Origin of the sequence: Leisingera caerulea DSM 24564 (assembly GCF_000473325.1) — a bacterium.
Classification (GTDB): domain Bacteria; phylum Pseudomonadota; class Alphaproteobacteria; order Rhodobacterales; family Rhodobacteraceae; genus Leisingera; species Leisingera caerulea.
The window spans coordinates 325,647-352,368 of the sequence record NZ_KI421514.1; the positions used below are offsets into that span (position 1 = coordinate 325,647).

The 26,722-nt window shown below is 65.6% G+C and carries 26 protein-coding genes; 6 read left to right on the forward strand and 20 right to left on the reverse strand.

Annotation, left to right across the window (positions count from 1 at the left end):
- Nucleotides 1-42 precede the first annotated feature (42 nt).
- The 7 genes from CAER_RS0126160 to CAER_RS0126190 all read right to left on the reverse strand — a co-directional run bounded on the left by CAER_RS0126160 (nucleotide 43) and on the right by CAER_RS0126190 (nucleotide 6,750).
- Nucleotides 43-1,038, reverse strand: coding sequence for an endonuclease/exonuclease/phosphatase family protein (locus CAER_RS0126160; RefSeq protein ID WP_027238148.1), 996 nt, complete (start codon nucleotides 1,036-1,038; stop codon nucleotides 43-45).
- The gene (locus CAER_RS0126165) at nucleotides 1,019-1,717 is read right to left on the reverse strand and encodes a molecular chaperone DjiA (protein WP_027238149.1); all 699 of its coding nucleotides are present in this window, start codon (nucleotides 1,715-1,717) and stop codon (nucleotides 1,019-1,021) included. The genes CAER_RS0126160 and CAER_RS0126165 overlap by 20 nt, the downstream gene beginning before the upstream one ends.
- Before the next feature lie 10 nt (nucleotides 1,718-1,727).
- The gene (locus tag CAER_RS0126170; protein ID WP_027238150.1) at nucleotides 1,728-2,249 is read right to left on the reverse strand and encodes a GNAT family N-acetyltransferase; all 522 of its coding nucleotides are present in this window, start codon (nucleotides 2,247-2,249) and stop codon (nucleotides 1,728-1,730) included.
- Nucleotides 2,246-2,854 (reverse strand): VOC family protein, encoded by a 609-nt coding sequence (locus tag CAER_RS0126175; RefSeq protein WP_027238151.1) that lies wholly within the window; start codon nucleotides 2,852-2,854, stop codon nucleotides 2,246-2,248. Before CAER_RS0126175 ends, CAER_RS0126170 begins: the two co-directional genes overlap by 4 nt.
- 85 nt (nucleotides 2,855-2,939) lie before the next feature.
- Complete coding sequence (locus CAER_RS0126180) at nucleotides 2,940-3,428, reverse strand: MAPEG family protein (RefSeq protein ID WP_027238152.1); 489 nt, start codon at nucleotides 3,426-3,428, stop codon at nucleotides 2,940-2,942.
- Between the two features lie 291 nt (nucleotides 3,429-3,719).
- Entirely contained in the window at nucleotides 3,720-5,849 is a 2,130-nt protein-coding gene (scpA, locus tag CAER_RS0126185) for a methylmalonyl-CoA mutase (RefSeq protein ID WP_027238153.1), read from the reverse strand.
- Nucleotides 5,815-6,750, reverse strand: coding sequence for a hypothetical protein (locus CAER_RS0126190; RefSeq protein WP_027238154.1), 936 nt, complete (start codon nucleotides 6,748-6,750; stop codon nucleotides 5,815-5,817). Before CAER_RS0126190 ends, scpA begins: the two co-directional genes overlap by 35 nt.
- Nucleotides 6,751-6,927: 177 nt before the next feature.
- Here CAER_RS0126190 and CAER_RS0126195 point away from each other — a divergent pair, with 177 nt between their 5' ends.
- Nucleotides 6,928-7,362 (forward strand): DUF4174 domain-containing protein, encoded by a 435-nt coding sequence (locus CAER_RS0126195; protein ID WP_027238155.1) that lies wholly within the window; start codon nucleotides 6,928-6,930, stop codon nucleotides 7,360-7,362.
- A 19-nt stretch (nucleotides 7,363-7,381) separates the two neighbouring features.
- Here the strand turns inward: CAER_RS0126195 and CAER_RS0126200 are convergent, their stop codons facing one another.
- The 3 genes from CAER_RS0126200 to CAER_RS0126210 all read right to left on the reverse strand — a co-directional run bounded on the left by CAER_RS0126200 (nucleotide 7,382) and on the right by CAER_RS0126210 (nucleotide 10,410).
- Nucleotides 7,382-7,885 (reverse strand): hypothetical protein, encoded by a 504-nt coding sequence (locus CAER_RS0126200; RefSeq protein ID WP_027238156.1) that lies wholly within the window; start codon nucleotides 7,883-7,885, stop codon nucleotides 7,382-7,384.
- A 147-nt stretch (nucleotides 7,886-8,032) separates the two neighbouring features.
- Nucleotides 8,033-10,078, reverse strand: a complete 2,046-nt coding sequence (locus CAER_RS0126205; RefSeq protein ID WP_027238157.1) for an acetyl-CoA carboxylase biotin carboxylase subunit — start codon at nucleotides 10,076-10,078, stop codon at nucleotides 8,033-8,035.
- Between the two features lie 128 nt (nucleotides 10,079-10,206).
- A complete protein-coding gene (locus CAER_RS0126210; protein WP_008555836.1) occupies nucleotides 10,207-10,410 on the reverse strand; it encodes a hypothetical protein in 204 nt (67 codons plus the stop codon).
- Nucleotides 10,411-11,087: 677 nt separating this feature from the next.
- Between CAER_RS0126210 and CAER_RS0126215 the strand changes: the two genes are divergently transcribed.
- A complete protein-coding gene (locus tag CAER_RS0126215) occupies nucleotides 11,088-12,233 on the forward strand; it encodes a DcaP family trimeric outer membrane transporter (RefSeq protein ID WP_027238158.1) in 1,146 nt (381 codons plus the stop codon).
- An 86-nt stretch (nucleotides 12,234-12,319) separates the two neighbouring features.
- Here the strand turns inward: CAER_RS0126215 and CAER_RS0126220 are convergent, their stop codons facing one another.
- The 8 genes from CAER_RS0126220 to CAER_RS0126255 form a co-directional block, all read right to left on the reverse strand.
- Nucleotides 12,320-12,664, reverse strand: a complete 345-nt coding sequence (locus tag CAER_RS0126220) for a hypothetical protein (protein ID WP_027238159.1) — start codon at nucleotides 12,662-12,664, stop codon at nucleotides 12,320-12,322.
- A 69-nt stretch (nucleotides 12,665-12,733) separates the two neighbouring features.
- The gene (locus tag CAER_RS30255) at nucleotides 12,734-12,874 is read right to left on the reverse strand and encodes a hypothetical protein (protein ID WP_008556504.1); all 141 of its coding nucleotides are present in this window, start codon (nucleotides 12,872-12,874) and stop codon (nucleotides 12,734-12,736) included.
- Between the two features lie 214 nt (nucleotides 12,875-13,088).
- On the reverse strand, nucleotides 13,089-13,583 hold the full coding sequence (locus CAER_RS0126230) for a DUF6497 family protein (protein WP_027238160.1): 495 nt from the start codon (nucleotides 13,581-13,583) through the stop codon (nucleotides 13,089-13,091).
- On the reverse strand, nucleotides 13,580-14,008 hold the full coding sequence (locus tag CAER_RS0126235; protein WP_027238161.1) for a hypothetical protein: 429 nt from the start codon (nucleotides 14,006-14,008) through the stop codon (nucleotides 13,580-13,582). Before CAER_RS0126235 ends, CAER_RS0126230 begins: the two co-directional genes overlap by 4 nt.
- Nucleotides 14,009-14,087: 79 nt before the next feature.
- The gene (locus CAER_RS0126240; RefSeq protein WP_027238162.1) at nucleotides 14,088-15,620 is read right to left on the reverse strand and encodes an acyl-CoA carboxylase subunit beta; all 1,533 of its coding nucleotides are present in this window, start codon (nucleotides 15,618-15,620) and stop codon (nucleotides 14,088-14,090) included.
- 168 nt (nucleotides 15,621-15,788) lie between these two features.
- Complete coding sequence (locus tag CAER_RS0126245; protein ID WP_027238163.1) at nucleotides 15,789-16,997, reverse strand: hypothetical protein; 1,209 nt, start codon at nucleotides 16,995-16,997, stop codon at nucleotides 15,789-15,791.
- 10 nt (nucleotides 16,998-17,007) lie between these two features.
- Nucleotides 17,008-17,388 carry a hypothetical protein gene (locus CAER_RS0126250; protein ID WP_027238164.1) on the reverse strand — a complete coding sequence of 127 codons (381 nt, stop codon included), beginning with the start codon at nucleotides 17,386-17,388 and terminating at the stop codon, nucleotides 17,008-17,010.
- Nucleotides 17,385-20,153, reverse strand: coding sequence for a hypothetical protein (locus CAER_RS0126255; RefSeq protein ID WP_027238165.1), 2,769 nt, complete (start codon nucleotides 20,151-20,153; stop codon nucleotides 17,385-17,387). Before CAER_RS0126255 ends, CAER_RS0126250 begins: the two co-directional genes overlap by 4 nt.
- 180 nt (nucleotides 20,154-20,333) lie before the next feature.
- Between CAER_RS0126255 and CAER_RS0126260 the strand changes: the two genes are divergently transcribed.
- The 4 genes from CAER_RS0126260 (at nucleotide 20,334) to CAER_RS0126275 (ending at nucleotide 24,541) form a co-directional block, all read left to right on the forward strand.
- Entirely contained in the window at nucleotides 20,334-21,545 is a 1,212-nt protein-coding gene (locus tag CAER_RS0126260; protein ID WP_027238166.1) for a multidrug effflux MFS transporter, read from the forward strand.
- 75 nt (nucleotides 21,546-21,620) lie between these two features.
- On the forward strand, nucleotides 21,621-23,009 hold the full coding sequence (locus CAER_RS0126265; protein WP_027238167.1) for a helix-turn-helix domain-containing protein: 1,389 nt from the start codon (nucleotides 21,621-21,623) through the stop codon (nucleotides 23,007-23,009).
- A gap of 45 nt (nucleotides 23,010-23,054) precedes the next feature.
- Nucleotides 23,055-23,882 carry a patatin-like phospholipase family protein gene (locus CAER_RS0126270; protein WP_027238168.1) on the forward strand — a complete coding sequence of 276 codons (828 nt, stop codon included), beginning with the start codon at nucleotides 23,055-23,057 and terminating at the stop codon, nucleotides 23,880-23,882.
- 200 nt (nucleotides 23,883-24,082) lie between these two features.
- A complete protein-coding gene (locus CAER_RS0126275) occupies nucleotides 24,083-24,541 on the forward strand; it encodes a c-type cytochrome (protein WP_051357893.1) in 459 nt (152 codons plus the stop codon).
- A gap of 110 nt (nucleotides 24,542-24,651) precedes the next feature.
- Here the strand turns inward: CAER_RS0126275 and CAER_RS0126280 are convergent, their stop codons facing one another.
- Both CAER_RS0126280 and betA read right to left on the reverse strand, forming a co-directional pair.
- A complete protein-coding gene (locus CAER_RS0126280; protein WP_027238170.1) occupies nucleotides 24,652-24,891 on the reverse strand; it encodes a YdcH family protein in 240 nt (79 codons plus the stop codon).
- A 174-nt stretch (nucleotides 24,892-25,065) separates the two neighbouring features.
- Nucleotides 25,066-26,721, reverse strand: a complete 1,656-nt coding sequence (gene betA / locus CAER_RS0126285; RefSeq protein WP_027238171.1) for a choline dehydrogenase — start codon at nucleotides 26,719-26,721, stop codon at nucleotides 25,066-25,068.
- Between the last annotated feature and the right edge of the window lies 1 nt (nucleotide 26,722).

The window sequence follows — 26,722 nt, forward strand, 5'->3', positions numbered from 1 at the left end:
TGGCATAGCCTTGGAATACAGCCCGCCCCGGCCTCCGCCCTGTCACTCCAGCGCGATATCCAGCGTCACCGGGAAGTGGTCGGAGGCGTTGAGCAGCGACTCGCGCAGCTCCTCGTCGGCGTAGCATTCGGCGTCGTCGAACGGGTGCCAGATCCGCCACTGCGGGTCAAAGCGCATCAGGCTGTGCGAGATCATCACATAGTCCAAGAGCGCCGGGAAATAGCGTTTGCTGTCAGGGTTGTAAAACCGCGAGGTGCTGGGCAGCGAGGTGGCGCGCGGCTGCAGCAGGGATTGCGCGTGGGGGTCGTTCAGCAGATCGCCCAGCACGATCTCGATCGAGGACTGGCCGAAATGCTTTTCGTATTCGTCGGCGCCGGGGCCGTCATTCAGATCGCCCAGAACAATCACATGCTCGCCCGCCGCCGCATGCTCCGCCACCCGCCGGTGCAGCCAGTTGGCCTGCGCCAGTTGCTTGCGCTGGTTGGCGATCGACAGCGCTGTGATCTCTTCCGGCCCGTTGGCCCCGTGCGGCGCCTTGGACTTCAGATGCGCGCCGATCATCCGCAGCGCGGTGCCGCCGCGGGTGGTGACGGCCAGCTCCAGCGGCGGTTTGGAGAACGCGACCGTGTCCAGATGGTCGTCCACGTCGAGGTCGATCTCGAAGGCGCCGTTGAACTGCGGCGCGGCGGCGCTGGCGCGGGCGTCATGCACCGCATCCAGCGCATCGGGATCATAGAGCAGCGCGATTTCCTGATGGGTGTCATTGGGAAACCCGCTGACCGCTTCGCGCGCGCGCAGGCCCGCCTCCGCTGCGAACGCCTCCAGCGCGCGGGTGGTGCGCTGGGTGCGTCCCGTATTAGGGGCCTCGATCACCATCACGGCATCGGCATCCAGTCGGCGCAGCACATGGGCAATCGCCCGGCCCTGGGTGTAGCGGTCCACCCCGTGCACACCGGACGGCTTGCCGTCCAGCATCAGCCGGTCGTGCTTGTCGAACAGGTAGGCGAACCATTCGATATTATACGTGGCCAGCCGCATTGCCGCCGCACCCGCTTATTTCATCCCAGGCGCGGTTGATGTCGATCATCCGCTTTTCCGCCAGCCGCACCGCTTCCTCCGGCACCCCGCGGGCGATCATCGCATCCGGGTGGGTGTCGCGCACCAGCTTGCGCCAGTGCTTGCGGATCTCCTCGCGCGGCATGTCCGGAGAGACGCCTAGCACCGTATAGGGATCCTTGGGCGCATCCGGCACAAAGCGCGCGCGCAGGGCCTGGAACTGCTGCGGGGATTGGCCGAAGATGCGGCTCACCTCTTCCAGAAACTCGTTTTCGCCGGGGTGGTAGAACCCGTCCGCCATGGCGATGTGGAACAGCCCCTCCATCAGGTCGCACAGCGTTGTGGGGTCGTTGGCAAACATCTTCTGGATGCGGCGGGCGTATTCCTGGTAGCCCGCAACGTCGGTGCGCGCCATGTCAAAAACCCGCGCCGCGCCGGCCTCGTCATCGCGGGCGATCTGGAACACCTCGCGGAAGGCGGTGACCTCGTCCCGCGTGACCTGGCCGTCGGCCTTGGCCATCTTGGCGCCAAGCGCAATGACGGCAATGGCAAAGGCCACGGTGCGTTCGGGCGGAGCGCGCAGGCGGTCGAAGACTTCGCTGAGGCTTTCGCCTGCGGCAAGCGCGGCCAGCGCGTCGGATATGCGGGTCCAAAGTGACATGGAAGCGAGCCTATCGGGGTTTGGGGGCGCTGTCAGGGGCGGGAATCCCCGGGGTCAGGATTTTCTGCATGAAAACAGTGTCGAGCCAGCGCCCCTGCTTGCAGCCAAGTTCAGGCATCCGGGCGGTTTCCGCATAGCCCAGGGCGGCGTGAAAGGCGATGGCGCCGGGATTTGCGCTGCTGACGCTGGCAATCAGCACGTGGATCTCTGCCTGTTTTGCCTTCTCCTCCAGCGCCTGCATCAGCCTGCGCCCCGCGCCCTGCCCCTGTGCCGCGGGCAGCAGGTGGATGGTGTGTTCGGCGGTAAAGCGGTAGCCGGGGCCGGAGCGGAAGGGGAAGAAATACGCGTGGCCGAGGATCCGGGCGTCCTGTTCCGCCACCAGATAGCTCCCGTTGCAGGCGGCGATTTGCGCGCGCACCTGCTCGGGCGTTTTTTCGATGGTGTTGAAGGTGGCCAGCGTGTCGCGGATCACCCAGTTGGCGATGGCGCAGACGGCCTCCGCATCGGCGGGGGTTGCGGGGCGGATGATCACCGCAGCACCCGTGGCCCGTGCGGCGTAGCGAGTTCCGCCATCATTGCCGGCTCCCCGGCCTCCACCTTGAGGCGTGGGTCATTGAGAATGCGGTCCAGTGCGGTTTGCAGCTCTGCCGCCTCCGGGTGGCTGAGAACCAGACGGGTCAGCCGGCAGCCGGACTGCGGCAGCTTGCCTGCGGGCGGCTCTGCCTGCCACTGGAGGACAGCAGGAAAGAGGTTATCAAACGGCAGCAGCCCGTCCGCAGGCACCGTCATCAGCCAGCGCAAGCCGCCGCGCTGCATCGAGACATGCCGCTGCGCGTGGGGCGGCAGCAGGTGTTTCTCCGCTTCCAGATCGCCGCTGCGCAGGATCCAGTTGCTGAGCCGCGCGGGGCCTTCAAACCGGTCGAGGTTGAACCAGCGCGGCTGTTCTTCCGGCCGGGCATCCGGGTTGATGGCGATGGCCTCCAGATAGAGGCCGTCCTCCAGCCCGATCAGCCGGTTATGGGTGCCATAGCGGGCATGCTGGCCGCCGGTGCCGAGGGGGATGCCCAAAGCCTCTTCTGTATGGGCAACAGCTTCTTGCAGCGTCTGCCCTGCCACCGCCAGATGATCGAGTATCATATCCGCCCTCCCCCTTTTGCGCGTGAGACTAGCCGGACGGCGGCGGGGTGCAAGGCGGGAAATGCGGCCGGATGCGGCGGTTTCTTCAGACCCAGACCGCCGCCGCCCAGATACCGGCAATCACCGTCGGGTAAAACGTCCCGGCGAAACCGAGCCCCCGCAAGGGCGGCGACAGGTGGTAGCCGGCCCAGAACAGTACCCGCATCAGCGCAAACGAGAGGCCAAGCGCGATGGCCACGGCGCCGCCCAGAGTGACGGCAGCAACGGGCCAGATGGCCAGCGCCAGCACCAGTTGCTCAACGGTGTTGGCCAGCACCCGCTGGTCGATTTCCGCCGCGGTGCCGGGCGCGAAGGGCTGGCCGTCGATGATGGCGTCATCGAAGAACCGCCGCTGCGCCAGGCGGCCTATGATCAGGGCCAGCACCAGTCCCGGCGCAAGAAAGGCACCCGGCAAGGCGATGGGGGCCGGGATGTACGGCAGGCCCAGCCATTGCGGCAGGCCGGTGACGACAACCCCCCAGAGGGCGCCGAGGGCCATGCCAATGAGGATCTGAGGGCGTTTTGAGCGCAGCATGACGCCACTCAACCACCGCCCCACGGGTTTGCCAAGGCGCAGCGCGCTGGCCGCGGCAGAAAGCTGCGGCACGCGGTACCGAGGCCGTGAAAACAGGCACTCCCGCCCGGCGCCGGCCTGTGCCGAAGGCACATCCGCGCCCGTTGGGCGCGGCATCGCGCCTCCGCGCGATGCAGGCAGCCCGCCCCAACGGGGCGGGCTGCCGGACCCAAAGCCGCCAAGGGGGCGGCCCGTAGGGCGGGCACCTGCGGCTGCGGGAGAGCTCCCCTGCCCCGCGCGGCCCTCGTTTGCTTAGCCGCGTGCCTCGCGGATCAGGCGCAGGATGTCCTGTGCCGCTTCCGGGATGTTGGTGCCGGGGCCGAAGATCGCCTTGACGCCCTTGGAGTACAGAAACTCGTAATCCTGCTGCGGGATCACACCGCCGCAGATCACGATGATGTCCTCTGCGCCTTCGGCCTTCAGCGCCTCGACCAGCTGCGGCGCCAGCGTCTTGTGGCCTGCGGCCTGCGACGAGATGCCGATCACGTGGACGTCGTTGTCGATGGCGTCCTGGGCGGCTTCCTCCGGGGTCTGGAACAGCGGGCCCACGTCGACGTCAAAGCCGATGTCGGCAAACGCCGTCGCAATCACCTTGGCGCCGCGGTCATGGCCGTCCTGGCCCATTTTCACCACCAGCAAACGCGGGCGGCGGCCTTCTTCCTCAGCGAAGTCCTCGATCGATTTCTGGATCGCGGCAAAGCCCTCATCGCCCTCATAGGCAGCGCCGTAGACGCCGGCCAGGGTTTTCACCTCGGCGCGGTGGCGGCCGAATTCCTTTTCCATTGCCATGGAGATCTCTCCGACTGAGGCCCGCGCGCGGGCGGCTTCTACTGCGGCTTCCAGGAGGTTGCCGCTGCCTTCCTTGGCGCGGCGGGTGAGTTCTTCCAGCGCCGCCTGGCAGGCGGCCTCGTCGCGGGTCTTGCGCATGGTTTCAAGGCGGGCAATCTGCGCTTCGCGCACCGCGTGGTTGTCGACATCCAGGATGTCGATCGGGTCTTCCTTGTCCTTGCGGTACTTGTTGACGCCTACGACCACCTCTTCGCCGCGGTCGATCATCGCCTGGCGGCGGGCGGCGCTTTCCTCGATGCGCAGCTTGGGCATGCCGGACTCGACCGCCTTGGTCATGCCGCCCATCTCCTCGACCTCTTCCATCAGCGCCCAGGCTTTTTCGACCAGTTCGTTGGTGAGGCTTTCGATGTAGTAGGAGCCGGCCAGCGGGTCGACGACGTTGGTCACACCGGTTTCTTCCTGCAGCACCAGCTGGGTGTTGCGGGCGATGCGGGCGGAGAAGTCGGTGGGCAGCGCGATGGCCTCATCGAGCGCGTTGGTGTGCAGGGACTGGGTGCCGCCGAGGACCGCGCTCATCGCCTCGTACGCCGTGCGGATCACGTTGTTGTAGGGATCTTGCTCCTGCAAGCTGACGCCGGAGGTCTGGCAGTGCGTGCGCAGCATCTTGGAGCGTTCGGACTTGGCGCCGAATTCGGTCATCACCCGGTGCCACAGGGTGCGGGCGGCGCGCAGCTTGGCGATTTCCATGAAGAAGTTCATACCGATCGCAAAGAAGAAGCTCAGGCGGCCTGCGAATTTGTCCACGTCCATGCCTGCGTCCAGCGCCGCGCGCACGTATTCGCGGCCGTCCGCGATGGTATAGGCCAGCTCCTGCACCAGGTTCGCGCCGGCCTCCTGCATGTGGTAGCCGGAGATCGAGATGGAGTTGAACTTGGGCATCTCGTTCGAGGTGTACTCGATGATATCCGAGATGATCCGCATCGAGGGTTTCGGCGGATAGATATAGGTGTTGCGGACCATGAACTCCTTGAGGATGTCGTTCTGGATGGTGCCCGCCAGCAGGGATCTGTCGTGGCCCTGCTCCTCGCCGGCGACAATGAACGACGCCAGCACCGGGATCACCGCGCCGTTCATGGTCATCGAGACCGAGACCTTGTCGAGCGGGATGCCGTCGAACAGGATCTTCATGTCCTCGACTGAATCGATGGCCACGCCAGCCTTGCCGACATCACCGACCACGCGCGGGTGGTCGCTGTCGTAGCCGCGGTGGGTGGCGAGGTCGAAGGCGACCGAGACGCCCTGCTGGCCCGCGGCCAGGTTGCGGCGGTAGAAGGCGTTGGACTCCTCCGCGGTGGAGAAGCCCGCATACTGGCGGATGGTCCAGGGGCGGCCTGCGTACATGGTGGCCTTCACCCCGCGGGTGAAGGGGCCGAACCCGGGCAGCGTGCCCATGTGGGGCAGGTCCTTGGTGTCGTCTTCGGTATAGAGCGGCTTGACCTCGATGCCCTCCAGGGTCTGCCAATTGAGGTCGTCAACCGCCCGTCCGCGCAGCTCTTTCTCAGCCAGAGCCCGCCATTCGTCTTTGTTTGTCATCAGGTCTTCCTCTTGTCAGTGCGATACGGGGCGGGTTCGTGCCCGCCGCCTGTTTATCCGGGTCCTGTGCCAGCGCGGCGAGGCCGTCGGCCCCGCCCGCAAGCCACATCATGTCGTCGGCATACGCCTCGCGCAGATATGCGGTCTGCGCGCCGGTGAAGGGCCGCCAGCGGCCTGTGCCCTCGGGCAGCTCAGCCGCCGCGGAGGACGGCAGGCTGGCGCGCAGGTCCTGCAGGCAGAGCGACGCATTCAGGCGCACCCGCGCGTGGGTGCGCGGCGCCTCAATGCCGGTGAGGGCCTCCAGCGCCGCTTCGGGCCGGGTGCCGAAGGTTTCGAACGGCAGCACGTGCAGGCGCACACCGGGCATCGCGCAGGCAATGTCGGTGATCACGTCGCGCCAGCTGCGCGGCGCCTGCGCCAGCCGGTCCAGGCTGGCCTCCGTGGGCATCTTGTGGCCGCGCGCGACGGCATAGGCCAGCGCCGAGGTCCAGTAGGCATCAAGGCTGCGGATGCTGAGCGCGACATCGGTCACCGCACCGCCGAAGGCCTCGGCGAAGCGCGCCATACGCTCCCCCGCACCGCTGTAGAGGTCGCCGATGCGCAGGTTGGCGCGGACCGCGCCAAGCATGTTTTCCTCGCTGACCAGCAGCTGCTGCACACCTGCGTCGCGGCTGGCCGCCATCTGGATTTGCAGCCGCCCCTGGGCCCGTTGCACCAGGTCACGGCCGGTGACCGGAACCGGGCCTGGCTGGATGCCATGGAACAGCCCCCCGCCGCGGGTGCGGAATGGCCCCCAGAAGCCAACGCCCTGGCGGTGCAGCGGCTGCGCGTTCTGGCGCATGTATTCCTGAAACGATGTGGTTGCGCAGCGGTGCGCGCCGGTGTGAAGGATGACTTTCATCGTGTTACGGGACCTCTGCTGGAGGGCCGCAGGCCGCAGCCCGGTCGTGGGGAATTGCACAATCATGGCCGGCAACCCCTCATTATCCCGTTAACGATGATATTTTTTGGCCGGGCCGCGGAATTCACGGTCGCATTTGCCGCCGCCGCACATATATTCAACGGGACAGGAGAGATCATGAAAGCAATCCTATCCGTTGTTTTGGCAGGCTTTATTCCGCTGGCGTCAGTGGCCGCCGACGGCAGCACATCCGACTTGATCCAGCCCGGGTATGATGTGGAGCTGGAGGAGTTCCAGTGGACGCACCGCCCGGTTGTGGTGTTTGCCGACAGCCCCGAGGACCCGCGGTTCCACGAGCAGGTCGAGCGTCTGATGCAGGGCGCCGACGCCCTGCGCGAGCGCGATGTGGTGGTGCTGACCGACACCGATCCGGCGGCCAAATCCGCCCTGCGGAAGAAGCTGCGGCCGCGCGGTTTCATGCTGGTGCTGGTGGGCAAGGACGGCGGCGTCAAGCTGAGGAAGCCGCATCCCTGGACGGTGCGCGAACTGTCCCGCACCATCGACAAGTTCCCGGAACGGCTGCGCGAAGTGGAAGAGCGGCGCGGCGGCTGAGCCCGCCGGGCAGCTCCGGTCAGCCGTTGCCCCGGACGTAGATCAGCGCCATTGCCTGTTTGTCCAAGACCACCATCGCGCCGGTTTCCGGCACGAAGACCAGGCTGGAAGCCGGGTTGCGGATCGCCTGATAGTACACCGATTTGACCAGGTCGGTCATGCAGCTGACCCCTGCCAGACCGGAGTTCAGCACCCCCAGCCCCTGCGGCAGGTCGCGGGACATGATGTCCTCTGTCACCGCGTTGGGGGATTTGCCGGACACCGCAAACAGCACCGGCTGGCCCGCCTCCAGCATCTTCATGCCGGTGTTGAGCGAGCGGGCCCGGCCCACCAGCGAGGTGATGCGCGGGTTTTCCGCAGTGTGGAACACCGCGGCGGTGCAGCTCATCGAGCTTTGGAAGAAAAACGTCTCCCCCAGGTCCACCCAGGCGGACAGCTGGGCGCGCAGCGCCTCCTCCTTGTCCAGCGCGCAGCCGGACAGCAGCGCCAGAGCGGTCAACAGGCAGGTCAGGAGACGGGTCATGCGGCACCTTGAGGTCTTCAAACGCCCTCAAGCTGGCAGTAATTCCTGAAGATTCGGTGCATGGCGCACCAGGGGCCGGGGCAGGCACGGCAGCGGGGGCGGGGAAACCCGCCTGCCCGGCTGCATATGCGCCTGCCCCGAAGTGCATTATTCGAATTCCATGATCACATCGTCGACCGCCAGGCTGTCGCCCGCGGCAGCGTTGATCTTGGAGACGACGCCCTTCCTCTCGGCGCGGAGGATGTTTTCCATCTTCATCGCCTCGACGGTGCAGAGCGCCTGGCCCTCCTGGACTTCCTGCCCCACTTCGACATCGACCTTCACGATCAGGCCGGGCATCGGGCAAAGCAGCATCTTGGAGGTGTCCGGTGCCTGTTTTTCCGGCATCAGCGCTGCCAGTTCGGCCTGGCGCGGGGTGCGCACATGGACCTTCAGATCGGCGCCGCGGGACCGGATGCGGAAGCCCTGGGTGACCTTACCGGTCTTCAGCACCAGGGTTTCGCCGTTCACCTGCAGGGTTGCCAGATGGTCGCCCGGGATCCAGTCGGAGGACACCCGGTAGCTGCCGCCACCCTCGAAGTTGACGGTTGCGCCCTCGCGGTCGGCGTCGATCACCACGGCGAAGGACTGGCCCTGCAGCGAGACAACCCAATCGGTGCCAACCTTGCGCTCGTGGTTGTCCATCCGGCCCGACACGCGGGTGCGGCGGATTTCGGCAACCCGGTGCATGGCGGCGCAGGCGGCCGCGATCTTGCGCAGGTCGTCGCTGTGCAGTTCGACGCCCTCGAAGCCCTCGGGATACTGCTCCTCGATGAAGGCGGTGGTCATCGAGCCGTCGATGAAGATCGGGTGATCCATCACTGCCGACAGGAACGGCAGGTTGTGGCCGATGCCCTCCACCTCGAAGCTGTCGAGCGCGATCCGCATGGCGTCGATTGCGTCCTCGCGGGTCGGCGCCCAGGTGCAGAGCTTGGCGATCATCGGGTCGTAGTACATCGAGATCTCGCCGCCCTCATAGACGCCGGTGTCGTTGCGCACGGCGGTTTCGCCTGCCGGCGCATCGCCCTGCCATTTGCCGTTTTCCAGCATCGGGCCAGCGGCGGTTTCCTGCGGCGGGCGGTAGCGGGTCAGGCGGCCGATGGAAGGCAGGAAGCCGCGGTAGGGATCTTCGGCATACAGACGGTTTTCAATCGCCCAGCCGGTAAGTTTCACATCTTCCTGGCGCAGCGGCAGTTCCGCCCCGTCGGCGACACGGATCATCTGCTCCACCAGGTCGACGCCGGTGATCAGCTCAGTGACCGGGTGTTCCACCTGCAGGCGGGTATTCATTTCCAGGAAGTAGAAGTTCTTGTCGCCATCGACGATGAATTCCACGGTGCCTGCGGAGGAGTAGCCAACGGCCTTGGCCAGAGCCACGGCCTGCTCGCCCATCGCCTTGCGGGTTGCTTCGTCCAGGAACGGCGACGGGGCCTCTTCCACGACTTTCTGGTTGCGGCGCTGGATCGAGCATTCGCGCTCGCCCAGGTAGATGCCGTTGCCGTGCTTGTCGCAGAGCACCTGGATTTCGATGTGGCGCGGCTGGGTGACGAATTTCTCGATGAAGATGCGGTCGTCGCCAAAGGAGTTCGCGGCCTCGTTCTTGGAGGACTGGAAGCCTTCGCGGGCCTCTTCGTCGTTCCATGCGATGCGCATGCCCTTGCCGCCGCCGCCGGCGGAGGCCTTGATCATCACCGGATAGCCGATTTCATTGGAAATCTTCACCGCCTCGTCTGCGTCGGCGATCAGGCCCATGTAGCCGGGCACGGTGGAGACGCCGGCCTCCTGGGCGATCTTCTTGGAGGTGATCTTGTCCCCCATCGCCTCGATCGCGCCCTTCGGGGGGCCGACAAAGGCAACGCCTTCGGCCTCAAGCGCCTCGGCGAACTTGGAGTTCTCAGAGAGGAAGCCGTAGCCCGGGTGCACCGCCTGGGCGCCGGTCTGGCGGATCGCCTCCATCACCTTGTCGATGACGATATAGGACTGGTTGGCCGGCGGCGGGCCGATGTGGACGGCCTCGTCGGCCATCTGCACGTGCAGAGCCTGTTTGTCGGCGTCGGAGTAGATGGCAACGGTCTTGATGCCCATTTTCCGCGCGGTTTTGATCACGCGGCAGGCGATCTCGCCCCGGTTGGCGATCAGGATCTTATCAAACATAGGCAGTCCCTTGTTTCTTGGTATTCCGGAATGCAAAACGCCGCGCCCGGGGCAAGCCCAGGCACGGCGTAAGCGCGATAGGATGTGCAGCCCCGGCGGGGCCGCTGTTCAAAGCTGCGGCGGCAGCCTCAGCATTTGCGGGGGTTTTGTTCGCAGTAGACAAGGTTTGCGGCAACGCCGACAGCGGCGCCGGTGACCAGGTTGGCGTCCAAGAGCGCAGCGCCCGCTGCGCCCGCGCCTGCGCCATAGACGACGCGTTCGCCGGTGGTGTCGCCGCAGGCCGCCGCCAGGCCGCACAGCGAGAGCGCTGCGATAAGAGATTTTGCCCGCATGTCCATGTTCCTTCTTCCGGGGACGTAAGTGTCCCGGCGGAATTTGCAGGCAAGGCAGTCAGGCGCAACGGCCGAGCGGCAGGGACCCTCTGTTGGGCGGAGGCTTGCCGTATCGGGGGGGCGTAACGGCAAGCTTCCGCCGCTGCCTGAAGGGGATAAAAGACGGGCAGGCCGCGGATGGGGTCGCGTACCTGCCCGTTCAGGCGAAGGGGCCGGAACAGATGCTCGGCACAGCAGCGTGGCTGCGCTGCTTGACTCACGATGCACGCCATGGCCGCGGGTGTAAGCCCCTGAAATCCGGCGCCGCGGATTTGGGCAGATTCCCGCTGTTTCACAGGGGCCGTGTGCGAGTTCACGCCGATGTTACGGACCGCACCCCGGCAACTGCCGCGGGAGCGCATCAGCGGCGTCACATATCCGTGACGCAGGTGACGCTGCCGTGAACCGCGGCGGCTGCCGCGCAAGGCCGCGCGTGAACAGACCCCTTTGCCGGGGACAGGATTCCGGTTGCCAGGCATGGCCTTGGGGCACGGGTTCACAAATCCGGCAGCAGAGCGTGAGTTTCCATCACCTTTAGCGGCGCTGTGGATCACGGCTGCTCTCTTTGATGTCACTTCCCCCTGTTTGACCTGCATGGGAGCCTTGAAGAACACCAAATAAGGAGGAGGGATAACCCCATGAAAAAAGTGCTTAAAGGGCATTTCACCCTGGCTGCTGCAGCCCTTGCCGCCAGTGCCGGGCTGGCGCAGGCGGACACCCAGTCCGAACTGCTGGACCTGCGGGCCCGCGTCGAGGCGCTGGAGGCGGAAAACCAGCAGGCCGGCAGTATCCCCGGCGACTTCCGGCTTGGCGGCACGTCGGTCGATATCTACGGCTATGTCAAAGCCGATTTCTTCTATGACTTCGACTTCATCCAGGGCGACAGCGCGTTCGTGAACAACATCGGTGAACCGGTGAACGCCACCGACGGCAGGTTCGACGCAACCATCCGGCAAACCCGGCTGGGTATCCGCACCAGCACGCAAACCGGTATCGGCCTGCTTCAGGGCCAGCTCGAACTGGACCTGTTCGGCGGCTCCGCCAGCAGCCCGGAACTGCGGGTGCGCCACGCCAATATACAGATCGGCGACAACTGGCTGATCGGCCAGACCTGGACCAACTTCATGCCCATCGGCCAGTATCCCGTGTCGGTGGAATTCAACGGCCCGGTTGGCATCGCCTTCGCCCGCAAGCCGCAGGTGCGCTACAGCAACAGCTTCGGCAACGGTTTCGACTACAGCCTGTCGATCGAAGAAAGCGCGGTTCCGTCCAGCGACCCGATTTTCACCGCTGCGGCGCAGTACAGCAATGACCTGTTCACGGCCCGGATTGCCGGACTGGTCGGCAATGCTGAGAGCGGCGCCGTCGAAGTCGACCAGACCGGCGTCACCCTGTCGGGCGCGATCACCCCGTGGACCGGCGGCCTGATCCAGGCCACATATGTCACCGGCGAGGCGATCGGCCCGCTGCTGATCGGGCTTGGCGATGCCATTGTCGGCGGCCAGGCCAACGACGTGGACGGCTATACGCTGGAATTCCGGCAGCAGATCAACGACCAGTGGAATGTCGGCGTCGCCTACGGGCGCGAAGATTACGATCTGCCGACCTCGACCGGCACGCTGTCGTTCACCGAGCTGGAAACCATCCACGTGAATGCGTTCTACAGCCCGACCGACAACCTGACGTTCAGCGCCGAATATATCTTTGGCGAGCGCAACGACACGATCTCCGGCAACAGCTTTGACGGCGACCGGATCCAGCTGGCGGTGCAGCTGGACTTCTGAAAGGCGGGCCGCCCCGCAGCGCAGACCCCTGCCCCGCAAGAAACCTTGCGGGGTTGCGGGCGTAATATGCGTGCGGGGCGCCTGCATCAGCTGAACGCCTCCGGGAACGCGGCGCGCGCCGCGGACTCGTCAATGACCAGCAGCGCCTCATAGCTTTCCGGATCAAACGGATCTTCGGCCGGGATCACCTCGCGGCCGAACAGCCAGCTGAGACGCCCTGCGTCGAGGTTGCCGCGTTCAAACGGCTGGTCGCCGAAATGCTCCCACAGCGCCTGCATGAAGACGGCATCGACGCGCCTGTCGACGTTCTTGCGGTCGCGGAAGCGCTCGCGCCGGATCAGCGGCGTCACCCCTTTGGGGTTGGGGCGGCGGATGGTGAATTGGAAATCAGTGCCGGGCATACGGCCCGGGAACCCGCGGTGTTTCAGCATATGGGTGCCTCCTGTCCGGCACCCCACGGGGCGGCGGGGGCCGGCCGCAGGGCCGGACCCCTGTAGTGATTAGTTGTACTTGCCGGTGAATTCCGGCTCTTGCGAGACCGGCTGCGGCTCAACCACAACGAACTCTTCTTCCTGCTGGGCGCAGGCGGTGACGGCGGCCAGCAGGCCGGCCAGGGCGATAAGCTTGATGCTCTTGGACATTTCTGTCTCCTGATAAAATTTGTGAAACCTGCGGGGGCTGCGCCCGCCGCCTGCCTCAACCTCAATGCGAAGGCAGCCAAACGACTGCCCGGGCCGAGGATAGCCCGGTTTGCATCCGAGTCACATGCAAATCGCGGCAATTGGCAGCGCTGTGGCTGCAATGCCGCAAGTTTCCGCCGATCTGAGCTTTGCCCCGCAAGATATTGTGGACGCATCAGAAAGCCTCCCACATGCAGGCCGCGCCGTCGGGGCGGTAGGCCTCAAAGAACTGGGTCGCCTCCGGGTCCTGCGCGCCAAAGGGCAGCTCCCGGTCGGACAGCGAAATCACCACCCGCGCGGCCGTCATCCCGCGGTCGGCCAGGTAAGGCAGCGCCAGAGTGCCGCACAGGTGGTCCATGTCGGGGGCCGCGGTTTCATAGCTGACGGTGCCGGTGCCGCGGGCGATCTGCGGCGCCAGGAAACGGAACCGCGCCCAGGTCTGGCCCGGCTGGCCGGGCGCCTGGTCCAGCAGCACTTCGGCCAGCGTCACGGGCTGGCCCGAGGGCACGGCAATGACGTCTGCGGCCAGCGCGGCCTGGGCCAAGAGCGCAAAGGGGATGGCCGCCAGATATCCGCAGCCCCGGCCCCCGGTTTCCCGGGCTCCTCCGGCCGGAGCTGCAGGCGCTGCGCAAGTCGCGCGCGCTGTCTGATATCGGCTGGAGCGGATCATGACGCTGATTCGCTCTTCATGTCAATTTTTGCCGCGAATCTGTGCGAATCTCCCGCATCTGCCCGGGAATCACGCAGCCCGGCCCCCTGCCGTCTGCCGGCATGGCGGACCCAGCGGGCCCGGCTGGCCGGGTTCTCCAGGATCTCAGCGATTTGCCCGGCGGCATTGCCGGGCACCCGGCCCGTCACCTGCCCGCCCGCGCGCACTTTGACGCCCTGCCCGTCAGCGGTGATTTCCACCACCGGGGAGAAGCCGCGCAAGGACTGCAGCTTGCGCCACATGTCCTGACGGATCTGATGCGCCAGCCGCAGCGGGTCGCCCGCGGGCAGCGCAGTCTCCGCCGCCACATCAAACCGCGCAGGCAGGCGGCGCGACAGCGTCAGGCTGCTGTCCGTGCGGATGATATGCCAACGGCTGCGGGTCACGCTCCCGGATCCTTCTTCTTCTGGCTAAAAATATCCTCGGGGGTGCGGGGGCAGACAGCCCCCGCTGAGACATCCGCTGTTACAGCGGAATGTTGTCGTGCTTCTTCCACGGGTTCTTCAGCTGCTTGCCCCGCAGGGAGGCAAAGGCGCGGCTGACCCGTTTGCGGGTGGACTGGGGCATGATCACCTCGTCGATGAAGCCGCGCTCTGCCGCCACGAAGGGGTTGGCGAAGCGGTCTTCGTACTCCGCGGTTTTCTGGGCGATCTTTTCGGGATCGTTCAGATCGGCGCGGTGGATGATCTCGGTGGCGCCCTTGGCGCCCATCACTGCGATCTCAGCGGTGGGCCAGGCATAGTTGAAGTCTCCGCGCAGGTGCTTGGAGGCCATCACGTCATAGGCGCCGCCATAGGCCTTGCGGGTGATCACGGTGACCTTGGGCACGGTGGCTTCGCCATAGGCGAACAGCAGCTTGGCGCCGTGCTTGATGACGCCGCCGTACTCCTGGGAAGTGCCCGGCAGGAAGCCCGGCACGTCGACGAAGGTCAGGATCGGGATCTCGAAACAGTCGCAGAAGCGCACGAAACGGGCGGCCTTGCGGGAAGAGTCGATGTCGAGGCAGCCCGCCAGCACCATCGGCTGGTTGGCGACAACGCCCACGGTCTGGCCCTCAAGGCGGATGAAACCGGTGATGATGTTCTTGGCGAAATCCTCCTGGATCTCATAGAAATCGCCCTCATCCGCCACCTTGGTGATCAGCTCCTTCATGTCGTAGGGGCTGTTGGGGTTTTCCGGGATCAGGGTGTCGAGACTGGTCTCCAGGCGGCCGGGCTCGTCAAAGAACGGGCGCACCGGCGGCTTTTCGCGGTTGTTGAGCGGCAGGAAGTCGACCAGGCGGCGGACTTCGGCCAGCGCTTCGACGTCGTTTTCAAAGGCGCCATCTGCCACGGAGGATTTGCGGGTGTGGGTGGAGGCGCCGCCCAGCTCCTCAGCCGTCACCACCTCGTTGGTCACGGTTTTCACCACGTCCGGGCCGGTCACGAACATATAGGAGGTGTCTTTCACCATGAAGATGAAGTCGGTCATCGCCGGTGAATACACCGCGCCGCCGGCGCAGGGGCCCATGATGACGGAGATCTGCGGGATCACGCCGGAGGCCATGATGTTGCGCTGGAAGATCTCAGCGTAACCGGCCAAGGCGTCGACGCCTTCCTGGATGCGGGCGCCGCCGGAGTCGTTGATGCCGATCACAGGCGCGCCGTTCTGCACCGCCATGTCCATGATCTTGCAAATCTTTTGCGCGTGGGTCGCGGAGACCGAACCGCCCAGCACGGTGAAGTCCTGGGAGAAGACATAGACCTGGCGGCCGTTGATGGTGCCCCAGCCGGTGACAACGCCGTCGCCCGCGGGTTTGTTGTCTTCCATGCCGAAATCAGCGCAGCGGTGGCTGACGAACATGTCGAATTCTTCAAAGCTGCCCTCGTCCAGCAACAGCTCGATCCGTTCGCGGGCCGTCAGCTTGCCGCGCCCATGCTGTGCGTCGATGCGGCGCTGGCCGCCGCCCAGCCGCGCGTCCTCGCGGCGGTCTTCCAGCTCGGAAAGGATGTCTTTCATGGCACATGTCCCCTGTAGATGTCACCGGGACCATATATTGCGCAGGCGCTGAGCCAAAGGACATTATCGCAAATTTGCAAACCGTTTGCATACGCTGTTGGCAAAGTTGAAAATCAGCAAAGTCACGGCGCAGCCCGCCGCCGTGTTCCGGCGGCAAGGAATGCGGTTTCAGGCGGCTTTTGCGATGTCCGCCATCTGCCGCAGCGCGCTGGTCAGCGGCGCCTTGACCGGGACGGAGACGCCAAACGGGTTGTCCTCGACCATGCCGATCACCGGGTCGTCCTTGAGGAACTTGAGATAGGCCGCAATCTGGGCCAGCAACGCCTGCGCCGCGGCCTTGCGGGCATCGCCGGTGGCGGATTTCATCTCGAACAGCGCCTTCATCAGGGCGGTCTGGTTGCCGTCGGTGACGCCTGCCAGACCGGCATCGGCGATCTGCGCCAGCACCGGGTGGTTCTGCGCCCTGAGCGCATCCTGCAGGCTGGAGACGCCGCGGTCGACGTCCTCCTTGGCGGCCTGCCAGATCTCCATCGGGTCGGCCTGCGGCGCCGCCGCCTCTGCCGGGGCGTCCAGCGCCTTGACCAGCGCCTTGAGGCCCTCTGCAGCTGCCGGCAGGGCGCCCGCCTTCAGACTGGCGGCGATGCCCCGCGCCTGTTCCGCAAGCGGTGCGGCCTGCTCCGGCGGCAGGGTCTTGATCCGGGCCGCCTGCGCCGCCAGCAGCTTGCTGAGCTTGGCGGCCTGTTCGGACTGCGCCGGGGCCGGTTTGGGCTGCGCCTGCAGCTTGGCCAGCGCGGCCTCCAGCCGGTCGAGCCGGGCGGCGCAGCCGTCGTGGTCGCCCTGCCTCAGCAGCTTGGCACTGGCCTTGATTTCCGGCGCCAGCTTGCCCGCCAGCTCCGGATTGCCCAGCGCCTTGACCGCGCCCGCAGCGGCGGCGATGCGTTGTTTCAGAGCGGCTGCCGCGCCATCATCCGCCTGCGGCGGCGCGCTGGCTTCAACCGCTTCGGCGTCGTCATCCGGCAAGCTGTCCTCGTCGATGATGCTGCCGTCGGGGCCGACCAGCACCGGCTTGAACTTGACCATGCCTTCGGCTTTGAACCGCTTCTTCAACTGCTTGATGATGCCCTTCACGGGCTTTTCAGGCTGCAGGAAGACCTCGTTCTCCTCCACCCGAAGGGTGCCGAAGCAGGTTTTCTTGATGCCCGGCATTTTCTTCATGTCGCCGCGCAGCACCTTGCCGGGCTTGCGCAGGTCGATCATCAGGCCGCAACTCTCCGGCTTGCCCGCCAGTCCGAAAGCAAAGGGCAGCTCGTTGCCGCTGGCCTTGGACTTTTTCAGCAGTTTCAGGACGGCGTCGGACTCAAAAGCCTGGTCTGGCATGGCATCCCCCCTAGCTGGCGCCGGTAACGGCGGCCCACTCCTCAGCACTCATATCAACAAACTCCAGATCCGCCTCATCGCCCGGTTCCGACAGCGGCTGGTCCGGCCAGATCATCCCGTAAGCGCGGCGGAACAGCGCCTGCAGCTCCGCCTCGTCAAAGGGGTACTGCTGGCCTGCGAACTGGCCGATGCGGCCGCGCGGGCTGGCGATCAGGGAGTCCAGCGCCAGCCGCAGCCAGTCGAGGTTGCCTTCGTTGCGGGCGCGCTTGTGCATCGCACGGATGTCGGCATCGAACTGGGAGAGGTCGGCCATCGGATCGGGCGCGTTGACGGCGCGGCCCATGGTCAGCAGCCGCGTGTAGCCCGCGATCAGTTCCTTGCGGATTTTCATGGGATCATGTTCCCCGGATTGGCGTTGGTGTAGGTCTTGGTTTCATTGTCCCAGCCATCGGCGACCGGGTATTGCTGCATCATCACCCAGCGGCCCGGGATCTTGGTTGGGGCGGTGCCGTGCCGGGCCTTGTACTTCTCGGCGTAATCCGCGTTGTCCTGGGTTTCTTCCTCCGGGTAGTGGGTCCCGGGATTAGGATGACCGGTGGTCTCATCCGGCAGATCCTCCGGTTCCCAGATGAAGTTCACATAGGCGCGGGTCAGCCCCTCAACTTCCTCGAAGCTTTCATAGGTCTTGTCGGGCACGGGTTCGTCATCCATGCGGACGTGCTTCTTGTGGCCGATGTAGGCCTTGTCGATCGCGCGGCCGTGCTCGACGGTGAAATCGGCGTTTTCTTCCGGCCAGTCCAGCGGGTCGCCCGAGACGTCCATTTCGGCCGCGTCGATGTCGATGCCCTTGGCCTTGGCCGCCTGGGCCGCCAGCTCGCGGCCTGCCAGCCAGTCCTGCGCGCTGTGGAACTTGGACGACGCGCCGGTGTAGGAGCGCTCATCATCCGATTTTGCATTCGGCGGCTTGCCGGTCTTCAGGCGCTCGATCAGGTCATCGTCGCTGACCCCTGGGCCGTGGCGGTCCAGCGAGTGGCCCGCGTTGCTGCCTACGCCATCCTTCGCCTCGCAGTCCTCGGCGGCCTCCGTGCAAAGCGCCTGCAAGTCGGTGCGGATGCCGTCAAACGCGGTCTTGGCCGTGGTGAAATCCGGCTTCTTCGCCTCGTCCTCAGCCGCCGCAACCCGCTCCTTGAAGGGGGTCAGCTTGGCGGCGTCCGTGCCTGCCCGCTCCAGCGCCTTGAGGATGCCATTCACCTGGAAACGGGCGGTGGCCATCGGCTTGACCTCTGCCAGCAGTTTCTGGTGGGTGTCCAGCAGCAGGAAGGCGTCGCCGTATTCCTTGTCACTGTCCGCCCGGTCTGTGGCGGTTTTCAGTGACGCATCCAGCGCATCCTCTGCCGGGGCCAGCTTGAGGTATTTTTTGGTCCGGCTGTGCTCTTGCTGAACTTTGGCCAGCTTGGCGCGGTAGTCCGCCATCGCCAGCACCAGGTCCATGTAATCAGTACCGTCCAGCACCGCCTGCAGGTCGCTGGCGGCCTTGGCCGGATCGCCGCCGCGCGCCGTCACCTCTGCCGCCTTGATTGCCGCATCCAGCGGGCCGGTCAGCTCATCCGCATCGCCGGGCAGCACCGCCAGCAGATCCCGGGCCGCCGTTCTGGTGTCCAGATAGGCGGGCATCGCGCGCAGCTTTGCCAAAGCGTCAGGCACGGCTGCCACCGCCTCCGGGTATTTCTTCGCGGCCAGGGCGTCCGCCACCGGTTTCTGAAATTCATATGCTGCAGCAGCTGGATGGCGCTGCAGGATCAGCGCCATCTCGCGGCGTTCGTCCACCACCTTCTCCAGCTTGAACAGCTGGTCAAGTTTGGCGTGATACTGCGGCGCGCCGGTGTCCTTGTCGAAGTTGTCCGCATCCGCCAGGAGTTTATGCGCGTCCCAGGTGGCTTTCAGATCGCTCAGCTCCGGGTCGGTCAGGACCTTGCTGAGGGCCTGGTATTTCTTTTCCAGCGCCTTGACGATCTGCTTGGACAGGCTCTTGCGCATCAGGGCGCGGTTGGACTTCTCCCAGGCCTTGAGGTCGGCCATCGCCCCGGCGGGGTCATTGGTGCCCTTGAATTTCTGCTTGGTTTCGGCCGCCGCCAGGGTATCGCGGAACCCCTGGTCCGCCCGGAGAGAGCCATCGAAGCTGCGCATGTAGCGGGCCAGTGCGCCGCGCTCCTGGGAGCTGTAGGCGATCAGCTCCTGCACCAGCGCCTCCGCTTCGGTGAATTTCTGCTCCTTATAGGCCTTTTTCTTGGCGTTCTTCAGGTGGTTGCGGTAGTCCCGGGCATCCGGCACCGCACTGGCAAGGATGAATTCGCAGCGGTCATGGGCGTTTGCCATATAGTCCGCCAGCAGCGCGTCAAAGCTGAGCGCCTTGGCCAGGTCCCCTTCATCGCCGAGGTTGGCCTTCCAGCCCTCCAGCGCCGTCCTGGCAGCGCCGAAAGCGCCGGTTTCGGAATGCCCGGCTGCGGTTTTCATCCGGGCGCTGCGGTCATCCTCTGCGGCGTCCTTGGCGCCGCCGTTCATCGCGGCAATCAGCGCCAGCGTGCCGCGGGTCCAGTTGTCGAAAAACTGGCCGTAGGCATGCGCGGCCTCCGCCTGGACGGTGATGTCCTTGGCCGATGCCTCCACAGCCTCGAAGTCAGACGCTGTGACAGCGGCCGCCATCGCCTTGTGCGCCGCCTTGATCAGCCCTTCGAGATAGGTGAAGGCGCCCTGGTCGAGGCTGTCGCGCACTGCTTTGAATTTCTGTTCCGCCGCGGCAACGGCGGCCTGCGCCTTGTCCCGGGCTGCGGCAGTGGCCAGCTGCGCGGCGATCTGGCTGGACAGGTCCTGGATATCGCTGTCGATCTGACCGAAGGCCTCCACCCCGCCCGCACTTATGATTTCCTTTTTCAGCGCCTTGCGCCCGCCCGCCAGGCTGCGCCGTGCGCCGGAGCTGAGCGCGGCGGGGATGGGGATCTTGGCCAGTTCCGCCAGCGCCGCCTTACGCCGGGCGTCCAGTTCCTCATCGCCGGGATCCGGCATATCCGGCATGGTCCAGGCCTTGACGGCATAAAACCGTTCTGCCCATTGGCGGATGGCCGGGTTGTTGGCAAGCGGATCCGGGGTATTGGCCATGTATCACCTCGACATAAAAAAGGGGCGGCCTTGGGAAAGGCGCGAAAACATGCGGCGCCTGAGCAACCATAGGCGGCGCCGCGAATTTCTTGCAAGGGTCTTTTGACGCTGCGGCACCTGTGTGCGTGGCTGCGCAGAGGATTGATGGACAACGCCGGCCGACTGCTCTAACCGGATTGTATGTCCACATATGATACCCGGGCCCCCGGCCAGCGGACGCCTCCGCGCATCTTCACCCTGATCCTGCTGGCAGGCCTGTCGGCGCTTGGCATGAACCTGCATCTGCCGTCGCTGGCGGGCATGTCCGAGTATTACGCGGTCGACTACCGGGTGATGCAGCTGTCGGTGGCGCTGTATCTGGCGGGCAATGCGGTGGTGCAGATCTTTGTGGGGCCGATTTCCGATCAGATGGGGCGGCGGCCGGTAATCCTGACCAGCATCGTGCTGTTCCTGCTGGCCACGCTGGGCTGTATCTGTGCGCCGACGGCAGAGATATTCCTGATGTTCCGGGTGGCCCAGACGGCGGTGGCGGCCACCATGGTGCTGAGCCGCGCCGCGGTGCGCGATCTTTATGACACCAACGAGGCCGCCAGCATGATCGGCTATGTCACCATGGGCATGGCAATCGTGCCGATGATCGGCCCGGCAATCGGCGGCTTTCTGGATCAGTGGATGGGATGGAAGGCGAATTTCTGGATGCTGTTCCTGGTCGGCGCGGCAACGCTGATGATCACCTTCACCGATTTCGGCGAGACCGCGCACAAGAGCGGCAAGACGCTGATGGCGCAGTTCCGCGAGTATCCCGAGCTGCTGCGCTCGCCGCGGTTCTGGGGCTATTCGCTGTCTTCGGGCCTCGCCTCGGGCGCGTTCTTTGCCTACCTGGGCGGCGCGCCGTTTGTCGGCACCGAGGTTTACGGGCTGAACACGGCGGAGCTGGGCGTTTACTTCTCCGCGCCTGCAGTGGGGTACTTTGCGGGCAACTTCATTTCCGGCCGCTACTCCATGCGGCTGGGGGTCAACCGTATGGTGCTGTGGGGCTGCGTGATCAATGGCGGCGGGGTGCTGCTGTCGCTGCTGATTGCAATGGCGGGCGCGGACAGCGTGATAACCTTCTTCGGCCTCATGTGCTTTGTCGGCCTCGGCAATGGCATGGCGATCCCCAATGCCACTGCCGGCGCGATTTCGGTGCGGCCGCATCTGGCAGGCACCGCCTCCGGCCTCAGTGGCGCAATCATGATCGGCGCGGGCGCGGCGCTCAGCGCGTTTGCGGGGATGCTGCTGGTGCCGGGATCCACCGCGGTGCCGCTGCTGGTGATCATGTTCGCCACTGCCGCGTGCGGCCTGGTTGCGATCCTGCTGGTGGTCTGGCGGGAGCGGCAGATCCGCGCTTAAGCGCCGCCGCGGTCTTGCAGGCAGCCCTTTGCAATTATACTCTTCGCAGGAGTTTGATTTGCAAAGGCGCGCTTCATGGCCACCCAGAAACTTTATGCCGGCGCCAAGCTGCGCGAGATGCGGCAGCGGCTGGAGCTGACGCAGAAGGATTTTGCCGCCAAGCTGGGCGTCTCCCTGCCCTATCTGAACCAGATGGAGAATAACAACCGCCCGGTGTCGACCACGGTGGTGCTGGCGCTGGCGCAGGAATTCGGCATGGATGTGACCGAATTGTCGGCTGGGGACAGCGAACGGCTGGTCAGCGACATGCGCGAGGCGATGGCGGATCCGGTGTTTGCGGATGACGCGCCGCCCCTGGCGGACCTGCGGCTGACCGCGTCGAACGCGCCGGCGCTGGCGCGGGCGTTTCTGACATTGCACCAGGCCTACCGCCAGACCCATGAACGCCTTGCCTCATTGGATGAGGCGCTGGGGCGGGAGGATGCGCGCATTCAGGCCAGCCCTTGGGAGGAGGTGCGGGATTTCTTCCATTATTGCGACAACTACATCGACGCGGTGGACCGCGCGGCGGAGCATTTTGCCGCCACCAGCGATATCCGCGCCGCCGCGGTGGCGGAACTGGAGCGCGGCGGGGTTGCCGTGAAGCAGACCGAGATGGAGGGGCTGCGCCACTTTGATGCGGAGGCGGGCGTGCTGCATCTGTCCAACCGCTCCGCCCCGCAGACGCAGCTGTTCCAGATGCTGCTGCAGGTCGCCCTGCTGCGGCAGAACCAGCTGCTGGAGGCAACGCTGGATTTTGCAAAGTTCCAGAGCGAGGAGGCCCGCGCCATCGCCAAGATCGGTCTGGCCAATTATTTCGCGGGGGCTGCCCTGATGCCCTACACCCGGTTTCTGGAGGCGGCGCAGGCCTGCCGCCACGACCTGGAGCTGCTGGCGATCCGTTTCGGCGCCTCGATCGAGCAGATTGCGCATAGGCTGTCGACGATGCAGCGGCCGGGCGCCAAGGGGGTTCCGTTTTTCTTCGTGCGGGTCGATCAGGCGGGCACCATCACCAAGCGCCATTCGGCCACGCGGCTGCAGTTTGCCCGTTTCGGCGGCGCCTGCCCCTTGTGGAACGTGCACCGGGCGTTTGAGACGCCGGGCCGGTTCCTGCGCCAGCTGGCAGAGACGCCGGACGGGGTGCGCTATATCTCGCTGGCGCGGGATGTGTCGAAGCCCGGCGGCTCCTTCGGCGCGCCGGTGCGCCGCTATGCGATTGCCTTGGGGTGCGAGGTGCGCCACGCCGATGCGCTGGTCTATGCCGACGGGCTGGATGTCAGCAACGGCAGCGCCTATGAGCCGATTGGCATTTCCTGCCGCATCTGCGAGCGCAAGGACTGCCATCAGCGCTCTGTCCCGCCGTTGGAGCGGCGGCTGACCATCAACACCGACCAGCGCGGCGTGCTGCCCTATGAGGTCAGCTGATGCCCCGGCTGGCCTGCATGCGCTGCGCGTTCTAGGTTAGGTTTCATGGCAGCATTTGAACAACTGGTCCTGTCCGGCGGTGGATGCCGCTGTTTCTGGCAGGGCGGCTTTCTGCACGTGGTGCAGGATAAGCTGCCGCTGAGCCCGGCCCGCGTGACCGGGGTGTCCGGCGGCGCCCTGACGCTGGCCGGGTTCCTGGCGGGCCGCGGCGAGCGGGTGCTGGCAGAGATGAAGGATGCCTTCCGCAGGACCGGCAGCAACATCAGCTGGCATGAGCCCGGCGAGGGCGGGCTGACACCGCACCAGCGGGTCTATGGCGAGGTGGTGGGCCGGGCCTTGGACGGCGATGCAATGGCGCGGGTGGCCAACGGGCCGCAGGCGCAGATCCTGCTGGGGCATCCGCCCTCAGACCGCTGGGCGCGGCTGAGCGGCAGTATGGCCACGCTGGCCTATGAGGCGGAGCTGCACATGGTCGGCTCACCGCATTTCAACTGGGCAGAGCGGATCGGCGTCACCTCCAGCCTGGTGGACGCGAACGCTGCGGCGCGCGACGGGCGGCTGGCCGATCTGGTGCGGTTCGCCGCCACCATTCCGCCGGTGTTCAAGCCGCCGCGCTGGAACGGGCGGGCGGTGATCGACGGCGGCATGGCCGATCAGGCGCCGATGCCGGAGCCGGATGAGGGGCGCACGCTGGTGCTGCTGACCCGCAATTACAAGCGCCTGCCGGACGTCCCGGGACGGCTGTATGTCGCGCCGGAAGAAGAAGTGCCCGCGGACAAGATCGACTTTACCGATCCGGCGAAGATCCAGGCGACCTGGGACGCTGGCCTGGCGGCGGGCGAAGCGTTCCTGCGGGACACCGCCGCGGCCTGACCCAGCCTGCCGCACGGCCCGGCCTGCGGGATTGATCTGCGTTATTGCGGCAGAATTCCGGCGGTGGAACACTGCACCTGTCAGGCACGGCCAGACGCGGCCGCAGCAGTTCCGGCAGCCCCTGCGAGACAGGGAACAGCCGCGCCTGGGTGTCTCACGCTTTTGTTTTGGTACGGGTATTTCTGGTTTGGGAGAATGACATGACTATTGCCAAGAAAATCGGGCGCAAGGTGCCTGTGGCCGTTTACGCTTGTGTTTCGCTGATTGCCTTCGCGGGTCAGGGCAGTGCGCTGGATGAAGCCGCGCAGGTGGCCTTGGGGCAGTCGGAATACATGGCGCAATGCGCATCCTGCCATGGTCCGAGGGGCAAGGGCGACGGCCCCGTGGCCCAGGTGCTTGTGAAGAAGCCGCCGGATCTTACCGCTATTTCAGCGCGCTACAGCGGCCAGTTCCCGGCCGATGAGATTCAGGCGATCGTGGATGGCCGGAACATGGTCAACCCGCATGGCGACCGGGGGATGCCTATCTGGGGAAACCGTTACTTTGCCGTGGGCATGGAAAAATCAAAGTCGGTTCCGCATGACGTCGACGCGCAGGCGCTTGCGTTCGGACGCGTGGCCGCGCTGGTGAAGTTCCTGGAGTCCATTCAGGCCGAATGACCGGCAGCGCCAGCCGCGGCGCGACGCGGCGCACGCCAGAACCTGTGGCAGCGGCGCAAAAAAGGGGAGCATCGGCGATGCCCCCCTTCGGTCACGAACCCGTCTTTGCCTTATGCGTTGGACAGGATCCCCCAGATCTCATCCTTCAGCGCAGCGCGCTGCTTGCGCATCTCGGTTTCGGCCTGGGCGCTCACCGGCTCCACGTTGGTTTCTGCCCGGTGCACGGCGCGGTTCACCGCGTGGTATTCGTCCGACAGTTTGGCGAAATGCGCATCCGTCTGTTTCAGCTGGCTCATCAGCGCCGCTTTTTCGGGGAATTCTTCGGACAGTTCATGGGGAGTGTTGGACACCTGCTCGCTCCTTTTTCCTAGGGTCGGTTGCAGATTATGCCGCCCCCTGCCCCGCCACTTTGACGCGGATCAAAAGATGTGCGCGGCGCGCTGATTTTCAGAAAAAATTTTATGGCCAATAAGCCGCCCGCACAAAGGGGAGGTGGCGGGCGGCTTGCTGGCTTGGCAGCAGGATCAGCGCTGCGCTTCGCGCCAGTTCGGGTTGAACCACGGCTCTGCGTTGGAGGACGGCAGGCGGCGGCCCAGGATGTGGTCGGAGGCTTTCTCACCGGTCATGATCGAGGGGCCGTTGAGGTTGCCGTTGGTGATGCGCGGGAAGATCGAGCTGTCAGCGACCCGCAGGCCGTCAACGCCGATCACGCGGCATTCCGGGTCGACCACCGACATCGGATCCTCCACGGCGCCCATCTTGCAAGTGCCGCAGGGGTGATAGGCGCTTTCCACGTGTTCGCGCAGGAAGCCGTCGATCTCGTCATCGGTCTGCACATCGGCGCCCGGCTGGATCTCGTGCTTGAGGAACGGCTTCATGGCGTCCTGGGCAAATATCTCGCGCGTCAGGCGCACGCATTTGCGGAAGTCGATCCAGTCCTGCTCGGTGGACATGTAGTTGAACAGGATGTTCGGCGCGTCCTTGGGATCGTTCGACGCCAGCGTGACCTCGCCGCGAGACGGCGAGCGCATCGGGCCGACGTGGGCCTGGAAGCCGTGCCCCTCGGCCGCGGCCTGGCCGTCGTAGCGGACCGCGATCGGCAGGAAGTGGTACTGGATATCCGGGTAGTCGACGCCTTTGTCGGAGCGGATGAACGCGGCGCTTTCGAACTGGTTGGAGGCCCCCAGTCCGGTCTTGGTGAACATCCACTGGGCACCGACAAGGCCCTTGCCGAACAGGTTCCAGTACTTGAACAGGGTGATCGGTTGCTTGCAGGCGAACTGGAAGTAGAATTCCAGGTGGTCCTGCAGGTTCTGGCCCACACCGGGGCGGTCGGCAACCACGTCGATGCCATGCTCTGCCAGGTGCTTGGCCGGACCGATGCCGGACAGCATCAGCATTTTGGGGGAGTTCAGCGAGGAGGCGGCCAGGATCACCTCGGCATTGGCGCGGATCACCTCGACCTTGCCGCCGCGTTCGATCTCGACGCCCACGGCGCGGCCGTCCTCGATCACCACCTTGCGGGCGAAGGCGCGGATCAGGTCGCAGTTTTCACGCTTGAGCGCCGGCTTCAGGTAGGCGTTGGCGGCGGACCAGCGGCGGCCCTTGTAGACCGTCATCTCCATCGGGCCGAAGCCCTCCTGCTGCTCGCCATTATAGTCGGAGGTGACAGGGTAGCCTGCCTGCTCGCCCGCCTGGACGAAAGCGTCGTGCAGCGGGTTGTCGCGTGGGCCGCGGGTCACGTGCAGCGGGCCGTCCTTGCCGCGCCAGTCCGGGTCGCCGCCATGGCCGCGGTCGTTCCAGGTTTCCATGCGTTTGAAGTAGGGCAGCACGTCGGCATAGGACCAGCCCGCCGCGCCCGACTCGGCCCAGTGGTTATAGTCGCCCGCGTGGCCGCGCACATAGACCATGCCGTTGATCGAAGAAGAGCCGCCGATCACCTTGCCGCGCGGGCAGACCAACTCGCGGCCGCCCAGGTGCGGTTCGGGCTGGGATTTGTAGCCCCAGTCATAAAGCGGCATGTTCATCGGGTAGCTGAGCGCGCCCGGCATCTGGATAAACGGCCCGGCATCGGTGCCGCCGTGTTCGATCACCAGCACCTTCTTGCCGGCCTCGCTGAGCCGGTAGGCCATGGCACAGCCCGCAGAGCCGGCCCCGACAATCACATAATCCGCGTTCATT

What these genes read in the sequence shown, in the direction of transcription:
- CAER_RS0126200 (WP_027238156.1), bottom strand. Translation starts at nt 7,885, where the DNA reads ATGACCCGTCTCCTGACCTGCCTGTTGACCGCTCTGGCGCTGCTGTCC.
- CAER_RS0126255 (WP_027238165.1), bottom strand. Translation starts at nt 20,153, where the DNA reads ATGGCCAATACCCCGGATCCGCTTGCCAACAACCCGGCCATCCGCCAA.
- CAER_RS0126160 (WP_027238148.1), bottom strand. Translation starts at nt 1,038, where the DNA reads ATGCGGCTGGCCACGTATAATATCGAATGGTTCGCCTACCTGTTCGAC.
- CAER_RS0126275 (WP_051357893.1), top strand. Translation starts at nt 24,083, where the DNA reads ATGACTATTGCCAAGAAAATCGGGCGCAAGGTGCCTGTGGCCGTTTAC.
- CAER_RS0126230 (WP_027238160.1), bottom strand. Translation starts at nt 13,583, where the DNA reads ATGATCCGCTCCAGCCGATATCAGACAGCGCGCGCGACTTGCGCAGCG.
- CAER_RS0126180 (WP_027238152.1), bottom strand. Translation starts at nt 3,428, where the DNA reads ATGCTGCGCTCAAAACGCCCTCAGATCCTCATTGGCATGGCCCTCGGC.
- CAER_RS0126165 (WP_027238149.1), bottom strand. Translation starts at nt 1,717, where the DNA reads ATGTCACTTTGGACCCGCATATCCGACGCGCTGGCCGCGCTTGCCGCA.
- CAER_RS0126195 (WP_027238155.1), top strand. Translation starts at nt 6,928, where the DNA reads ATGAAAGCAATCCTATCCGTTGTTTTGGCAGGCTTTATTCCGCTGGCG.
- CAER_RS0126245 (WP_027238163.1), bottom strand. Translation starts at nt 16,997, where the DNA reads ATGCCAGACCAGGCTTTTGAGTCCGACGCCGTCCTGAAACTGCTGAAA.
- CAER_RS0126215 (WP_027238158.1), top strand. Translation starts at nt 11,088, where the DNA reads ATGAAAAAAGTGCTTAAAGGGCATTTCACCCTGGCTGCTGCAGCCCTT.
- CAER_RS0126250 (WP_027238164.1), bottom strand. Translation starts at nt 17,388, where the DNA reads ATGAAAATCCGCAAGGAACTGATCGCGGGCTACACGCGGCTGCTGACC.
- CAER_RS0126220 (WP_027238159.1), bottom strand. Translation starts at nt 12,664, where the DNA reads ATGCTGAAACACCGCGGGTTCCCGGGCCGTATGCCCGGCACTGATTTC.
- CAER_RS0126265 (WP_027238167.1), top strand. Translation starts at nt 21,621, where the DNA reads ATGGCCACCCAGAAACTTTATGCCGGCGCCAAGCTGCGCGAGATGCGG.
- CAER_RS0126270 (WP_027238168.1), top strand. Translation starts at nt 23,055, where the DNA reads ATGGCAGCATTTGAACAACTGGTCCTGTCCGGCGGTGGATGCCGCTGT.
- CAER_RS0126240 (WP_027238162.1), bottom strand. Translation starts at nt 15,620, where the DNA reads ATGAAAGACATCCTTTCCGAGCTGGAAGACCGCCGCGAGGACGCGCGG.
- CAER_RS0126175 (WP_027238151.1), bottom strand. Translation starts at nt 2,854, where the DNA reads ATGATACTCGATCATCTGGCGGTGGCAGGGCAGACGCTGCAAGAAGCT.
- CAER_RS0126260 (WP_027238166.1), top strand. Translation starts at nt 20,334, where the DNA reads ATGTCCACATATGATACCCGGGCCCCCGGCCAGCGGACGCCTCCGCGC.
- betA (WP_027238171.1), bottom strand. Translation starts at nt 26,721, where the DNA reads ATGAACGCGGATTATGTGATTGTCGGGGCCGGCTCTGCGGGCTGTGCC.
- scpA (WP_027238153.1), bottom strand. Translation starts at nt 5,849, where the DNA reads ATGACAAACAAAGACGAATGGCGGGCTCTGGCTGAGAAAGAGCTGCGC.
- CAER_RS0126205 (WP_027238157.1), bottom strand. Translation starts at nt 10,078, where the DNA reads ATGTTTGATAAGATCCTGATCGCCAACCGGGGCGAGATCGCCTGCCGC.
- CAER_RS0126190 (WP_027238154.1), bottom strand. Translation starts at nt 6,750, where the DNA reads ATGAAAGTCATCCTTCACACCGGCGCGCACCGCTGCGCAACCACATCG.
- CAER_RS30255 (WP_008556504.1), bottom strand. Translation starts at nt 12,874, where the DNA reads ATGTCCAAGAGCATCAAGCTTATCGCCCTGGCCGGCCTGCTGGCCGCC.
- CAER_RS0126210 (WP_008555836.1), bottom strand. Translation starts at nt 10,410, where the DNA reads ATGCGGGCAAAATCTCTTATCGCAGCGCTCTCGCTGTGCGGCCTGGCG.